Source organism: Pedobacter psychrodurus (assembly GCF_032678585.1).
Classification (GTDB): domain Bacteria; phylum Bacteroidota; class Bacteroidia; order Sphingobacteriales; family Sphingobacteriaceae; genus Pedobacter; species Pedobacter psychrodurus_A.
The window spans coordinates 111,557-117,556 of the sequence record NZ_JAVTSN010000023.1; the positions used below are offsets into that span (position 1 = coordinate 111,557).

The window sequence follows — 6,000 nt, forward strand, 5'->3', positions numbered from 1 at the left end:
AAAATGATTACACGGATTAAATCATTACACAGATTTGTATTAAGTCGAAGGTCTGAGGTCGGGAGTCAAAAGTTTACATTACAAATAATTCCGACTTCGGTCTCCCGACTTTCGGACTAACTAGGCATCAAACCTGGTCACTCCGGTAACGCCTCTAACTTTTAATAAATTTTTAATCAGGTTTTCTAAATGTTCGGTATCGTTTACAAAAATCATAATCGAACCATCAAAAATCCCCTCATTGGTATCTACCGTAATTGACCGCATATTTACTTTGAAGTCGGTAGAAATTACCCTGGTGATATTATTGATCAATCCAACATCATCAATACCCACAATACGTAAGCCTGTTAAAAATGTAAGTTCCTGTTGTTTGTTCCATTTGGCTTTTACTATCCGGTAGCCATAATTTGACATTAATTGGGCAGCATTGGGGCAATTCGTTCTGTGAATTTTAATGCCTTCACTTACCGTAACAAAACCAAAAACATCATCGCCAGGGATTGGATTACAGCAAGCGGCTAAAGTATAATCTATCTTTTGTAAATCTTCTCCGATCAATAAAATGTCGTTTTCCGAACCTTTCATTTTAGTCTTCACCATGTCAACCGTTAGGTTTTCAGGGCGCTCCGGGTTTCGGTTTTCGACTTCTTTTTCGCTCGATAAATACTCTTTAATATCTTTTAGCTCAATTTTTCCAAGTGCAACATTCACAAAAAGCTCTTGTGTAGAAGGCAGTTTGAAGAAATAGCTTAGCTTTTGTAAATTATCGGTATTGTAGGTGATTTTTAATGATTTTAGCTTTCTTTCTAAGATTTCCTTGCCATTTTCCGCAATTTTCCGCTTTTCTTCTTTTAGAGAAGATTTGATCTTCGATTTGGCTTTTGCAGTAACCACCACATTTAGCCAGTCTTCTTTTGGGGTTTGCTTGCTCGAGGTGATAATCTCTACCTGATCACCATTTTGAAGTTTGTAAGAGATTGGAACCAGTTTGTGGTTTACTTTGGCGCCGATACAGGTTGCACCCACATCGGTATGGATTTCAAAAGCAAAATCTAATGCAGTAGCGCCTAAAGGCAACTGGATCAAGGCGCCTTTTGGCGTAAAAATGAAAATCTCATCAGAGAAGAGGTTCATTTTAAAATCATCCAGGAAATCTAACGCGTTGGCTTCAGGATTGCTCAGCATTTCGCGCACTTTCTGAATCCATTGATCCAAACCATTATCATTGCTCGATTCCTTGTATTTCCAGTGGGCAGCAAAACCCTTTTCTGCAATCTCATTCATACGCTGTGTGCGAATCTGCACCTCAACCCATTGTCCGCGGGGACCCATTACGGTAGTATGCAGACTTTCGTAGCCATTCCCTTTTGGTGAGGAAACCCAATCGCGTAAACGGTCGGGATTGGGGCGGTATAAATCGGTTACAATAGAATATGCTTTCCAGCAATCTGCCTTTTCATTTTCAGGGGCCGAATCCAGAATAATCCGGATGGCAAAAAGATCATACACCTCTTCGAAAGGAATATTTTTCTTTTTCATCTTGTTCCAGATGGAGTGGATCGATTTTGGCCGGCCATAAACATCGGCCACTAAACCCTGTTCGTGAACGATTTCATCAATCGGTTCGACAAATTTTTTGATGAAAAGCGCACGTTCTGCTTTTTTCTCGTTTAATTTTTTTGCGATGAATTTGTAAGTATCAGGGTCAAGATATTTCATCGAAAGATCTTCCAACTCTGATTTTATGGCATATAAACCCAAACGATGGGCTAATGGGGCATATAAGTAAATGGTTTCTGAAGCGATTTTAAGCTGCTTATGGCGTGGCATAAAATCCATCGTGCGCATATTGTGCAAACGATCGGCAAGTTTGATCAGGATTACCCGAACATCATCTGCCAAAGTAAGCAGCATTTTACGGAAATTCTCTGCCTGCAAAGAGCTATTGGTATCGAAAACACCCGAAATTTTGGTTAAACCGTCGATGATTTTAGCAGTTTTTTTTCCGAATTCGCGTTCAATATCTTCTAGCGTGATATCGGTATCTTCTACAACATCATGCAATAGCGCACATACAATTGAAGTTGTTCCAAGCCCGATTTCTTCAGCAGCAATCTGCGCTACTGCAATAGGGTGGTAGATATAAGGTTCGCCTGATTTGCGCCGCATATCTTTGTGGCTTTCCAATGCCATATCAAAAGCTTTCCTGATCTCTTTCTTATCGCCCTTTTGTAAAGTAGATTTGCTTGCCCGTAGTAATGCCCTATATCTTTTTAGAATCTCTTGCTTTTCCGCCTCTAAATCAATCACTAACTCTGTCTTCATTTGTATTTTTTGCGTAAAAATTGCGTCTTATTTATGAATAAAACTTATATTAGTTTTGTGAAACAACTAATATATGAAATAACACCTAACTTTGTAAAAGTATAAATTTATGAAATTTAAAGGGCTCTTTTTTCTTTGTATTGTAATGATTTGTAGCATTTCGCTATGGGCTCAGGATCCTGTTGCCCCGGTATTCCCGAAAATGGGCAAGAGCGATACAATAAGAGTAGCCTCCACAAATGACAATGGCGTAATGATTCCATGGATGCAACTTAATGATGTATCTATTTATGCGCTCAGGATATGGAAGTCGCCTGCAGAACAGGCCGCATATAACCGTTTAAGGTATAATGTATTGAAAGTGATGCCTTATGCCTTGTTTGCAAAACGCAGATACGAGCAGTTGGAGCAGGATATTGCAAAAACACCGGAGAAAAAAGAACAAAAACAATTGGTTAAACAATGTGATAAAGAAATTAAAGACATGTTTAACCGCGAGATAAAAGATTTAACGATTACACAAGGTCAGATTTTAACGAAACTGATCGACCGTGAAGTGGGCAGAACAACCTACGAAATTGTAAAGCAAACCAAGGGTGGTTTTGCGGCATTTTCTTACCAGATTGTTGCCCGTGTAGTGGGACATAATTTAAAAAGCACTTACGATCCGACTGAGGATAGGGATATCGAATCTATTATCCGTACCTCGGGATTTTATCAATAACATATAATGCAGGAACGCATTCCGAATATTTATTCCTTTAAGGTTAAAAAAATTAATGGCGAAGAGCAGCCATTGTCAGCCTACCGAAATAAAGTTGTTTTAATTGTAAATACAGCTTCTGAGTGTGGTTTTACACCACAACTAAAAGAATTGCAACAGCTTAAAGACGAGATTAATAACTCTGATTTTGAAATTTTAGGCTTTCCGACCAACGATTTTGGAAAACAGGAACCGCTAAATGGTTCTGATATCGCGTCTTTCTGTGAGATCAATCACGGGGTAAAATTCCCTGTTTTTCACAAGATTATGGTGCGTGGTGAACATGCCCATCCGCTTTATCAATTTCTGAGCGATAAAAAACAAAACTCAAAATTAAGTTCGAAACCCCGTTGGAACTTTCATAAATACATCGTGAACAAAAATGGTGAACTGGAAGATTATTTTTTGCCATTTACCAAGCCATTGAGTTCGAAAATTAAAAAGAAAATTCAGCAGCTGCTGAATCAAAATGCCAAATAAATAATGAAATTAGATATTTTAGTGATAGCCGTGCATCCCGATGATGCGGAACTTTGTTGCTCTGGAACCATTTTAAAACATATTGCACTTGGTAAAAAAGTTGGAATTGTAGAATTAACCCGTGGTGAGCTGGGTACACGTGGTACCGCAGAAACCAGAGATGAAGAAGCGGCTGACTCTGCAAAAATTTTAGGCTTACATGCCCGTGAGAATTTAAGAATGCGTGACGGATTTTTTCAAAACGATGAATTTCACCGTTTGGAAGTAATTAAAGCGATTAGAAAATATCAACCCGAAATTATTTTAAGCAATGCTTTGGAAGACCGTCATCCTGATCATGGGAGAGCCGGAGATTTGGTTTATGATTCGGTTTTTTTATCGGGTTTGCCAAAAATAGAAACTTCGATAGATGGCATTAATCAGCAAGCGCACCGCCCAAGATTATTGTTACAGTACATTCAGGATCGGTACTTAAAACCTGATATTATTGTCGATATCACCGAACATATTGATAAAAAAATTGAATCCATCAAAGCATTCAAAACCCAGTTTTATAATCCTGATGTGGATGGATTGGAAACCTACATCTCCTCACCTGAGTTTTTCGAGAGCATGATCGGCCGTTCGAGAGAATTTGGTAAAAGTATTGGCGCAACCTTTGGTGAGGGTTTTACATCGCGGAAATTGTTGGGGGTGGATAATCTATTTGATTTGAGATAAGCTTTTTTAAACCGCAAAGAAAAAAAGAGATTAGCAAAGCACGCAAAGAAAAGCGCTAGCAATAAAGTAATTTTTCTTCTGTTTCTCTTTTTCTTCGCGAAAAACTTTGCGCCCTTTGCGGTTAAACTTGAAAGTCCAACAAAACCGCCCCTCGTTTGTTATTCTCAAAACGAATAATAATGGCGAATATATTCTCTTCTCTCAAAAATGCATACAACCTTTTTAAACACGTAGATTTCGATAAGTTAGAAGCTTTGTCGAAAAAAGTTGATCTACCCAAAATGGTCGAAACCATATCCAGCCTTGATGATAAACAGATTCAGGGCATGATGAAAATGATGGGTGGACCGCATAAAAAGAAAGAATTGCCGCCAATTGAAGGCGATTTCTATCATTTGGGCGATGAAGCCCTAAAAGATGAAGACCGGGAACTTCAGTTAAAAGTGCGTGCGTTTTTAGAAAAAGAAGTAAAACCGATTGTAAACCATTATTGGAACAAGGCTGAATTTCCTTTTGAAATCATTCCAAAACTTGCAGAGCTCAATATTTGTGGTTTAACTTATAAAGGTTATGGCTGTCCTGGGAAATCGAATTTAATGGAAGGGATTTTGGCGATGGAAATGGCACGGATCGATACCTCAATTTCTACGTTTTTTGGTGTTCAAAGTGGCCTGGCCATGGGCTCGATTTATTTATGTGGATCGGAAGAACAGAAACAGCAGTGGCTGCCGTTAATGCAGCAATTTAAAATTATCGGTGCATTTGGTTTAACAGAGCCCGAAGTTGGTTCTGCCGCTGCTGGCGGTTTAACCACCACTTGTAAAAAAGTAGATGGCAAATGGGTGTTGAACGGGCAGAAAAAATGGATTGGTAATGCCACATTTGCTGATATTTTAATTATCTGGGCCCGTGATGAAGAAAGTGGAGAAGTTAAAGGCTTTATTGTAAAAAAAGATAATCCAGGTTTTGCTGTGGAAAAAATGCAAGATAAAATGGCCTTGCGGATTGTGCAGAATGGAATTATTACCTTAACTAACTGTGAGGTGGAAGAAGCCGACCGCTTGCAAAATGCAAACTCATTTAAAGATACGGCCAAGGTATTACAAATGACAAGGGCAGGAGTAGCCTGGCAGGCTGTAGGTTGTGCCCGTGGAGCTTATGAAAATGCCTTGGAATATACCCGCACCAGAAAACAGTTTGGTAAACCGATTGCATCTTTTCAATTGATCCAGAACCATCTGGTAGAAATGTTGTCGAACTTAACGGCAATGCAAACACTTTGTTTCCGTTTGTCGCAATTACAGGATCAAGGGTTGCTGAAAGATGAACATGCTTCACTGGCGAAAGTATTCTGTTCTTTAAGAACACGTGATGTGGTGAGCAAAGCAAGAGAGGTGATGGGTGGAAACGGTATTTTATTGGAATATAATGTTGCCCGGTTCGTGGCTGATGCCGAAGCAATTTATTCTTACGAGGGTACAAAAGAGATTAATACGCTGATTGTGGGTAGAGCCATAACCGGTTTCTCAGCTTTTGTTTAGCGCCGGTAAAACTCACGAAGTTTAATAGTGTAAAGGAGGGGCACCTTCGTTAGTTTAAAGAGACGAAACAAGAAACGGGTTTTTGTTTTTTGGAAATGAATGTTGGTATTTCATAGCTGCTGTAGCCCTGCCATTCGCTGTAGTCCCGACGAAAAGCCGGGAGCTGCC

The 6,000-nt window shown here is 39.3% G+C and carries 5 protein-coding genes; 4 read left to right on the forward strand and 1 reads right to left on the reverse strand.

The features are described 5' to 3' along the window. Positions 1–120: 120 nt before the first annotated feature. Positions 121–2,328, reverse strand: coding sequence for a bifunctional (p)ppGpp synthetase/guanosine-3',5'-bis(diphosphate) 3'-pyrophosphohydrolase (locus tag R2S57_RS16220; protein ID WP_316846004.1), 2,208 nt, complete (start codon positions 2,326–2,328; stop codon positions 121–123). A 109-nt stretch (positions 2,329–2,437) separates the two neighbouring features. Here R2S57_RS16220 and R2S57_RS16225 point away from each other — a divergent pair, with 109 nt between their 5' ends. The 4 genes from R2S57_RS16225 to R2S57_RS16240 all read left to right on the forward strand — a co-directional run bounded on the left by R2S57_RS16225 (position 2,438) and on the right by R2S57_RS16240 (position 5,832). After that, complete coding sequence (locus R2S57_RS16225) at positions 2,438–3,052, forward strand: DUF4294 domain-containing protein (RefSeq protein ID WP_316846005.1); 615 nt, start codon at positions 2,438–2,440, stop codon at positions 3,050–3,052. A 6-nt stretch (positions 3,053–3,058) separates the two neighbouring features. Continuing rightward, positions 3,059–3,571 carry a glutathione peroxidase gene (locus tag R2S57_RS16230; RefSeq protein ID WP_316846006.1) on the forward strand — a complete coding sequence of 171 codons (513 nt, stop codon included), beginning with the start codon at positions 3,059–3,061 and terminating at the stop codon, positions 3,569–3,571. Between the two features lie 3 nt (positions 3,572–3,574). After that, positions 3,575–4,291, forward strand: a complete 717-nt coding sequence (gene bshB1 / locus R2S57_RS16235; protein ID WP_316846007.1) for a bacillithiol biosynthesis deacetylase BshB1 — start codon at positions 3,575–3,577, stop codon at positions 4,289–4,291. Positions 4,292–4,470: 179 nt separating this feature from the next. Then, the gene (locus tag R2S57_RS16240) at positions 4,471–5,832 is read left to right on the forward strand and encodes an acyl-CoA dehydrogenase family protein (RefSeq protein ID WP_316846008.1); all 1,362 of its coding nucleotides are present in this window, start codon (positions 4,471–4,473) and stop codon (positions 5,830–5,832) included. The last annotated feature ends 168 nt before the right edge of the window (positions 5,833–6,000 follow it).

What these genes read in the sequence shown, in the direction of transcription:
- R2S57_RS16220 (WP_316846004.1), bottom strand. Translation starts at nt 2,328, where the DNA reads ATGAAGACAGAGTTAGTGATTGATTTAGAGGCGGAAAAGCAAGAGATT.
- R2S57_RS16225 (WP_316846005.1), top strand. Translation starts at nt 2,438, where the DNA reads ATGAAATTTAAAGGGCTCTTTTTTCTTTGTATTGTAATGATTTGTAGC.
- R2S57_RS16230 (WP_316846006.1), top strand. Translation starts at nt 3,059, where the DNA reads ATGCAGGAACGCATTCCGAATATTTATTCCTTTAAGGTTAAAAAAATT.
- bshB1 (WP_316846007.1), top strand. Translation starts at nt 3,575, where the DNA reads ATGAAATTAGATATTTTAGTGATAGCCGTGCATCCCGATGATGCGGAA.
- R2S57_RS16240 (WP_316846008.1), top strand. Translation starts at nt 4,471, where the DNA reads ATGGCGAATATATTCTCTTCTCTCAAAAATGCATACAACCTTTTTAAA.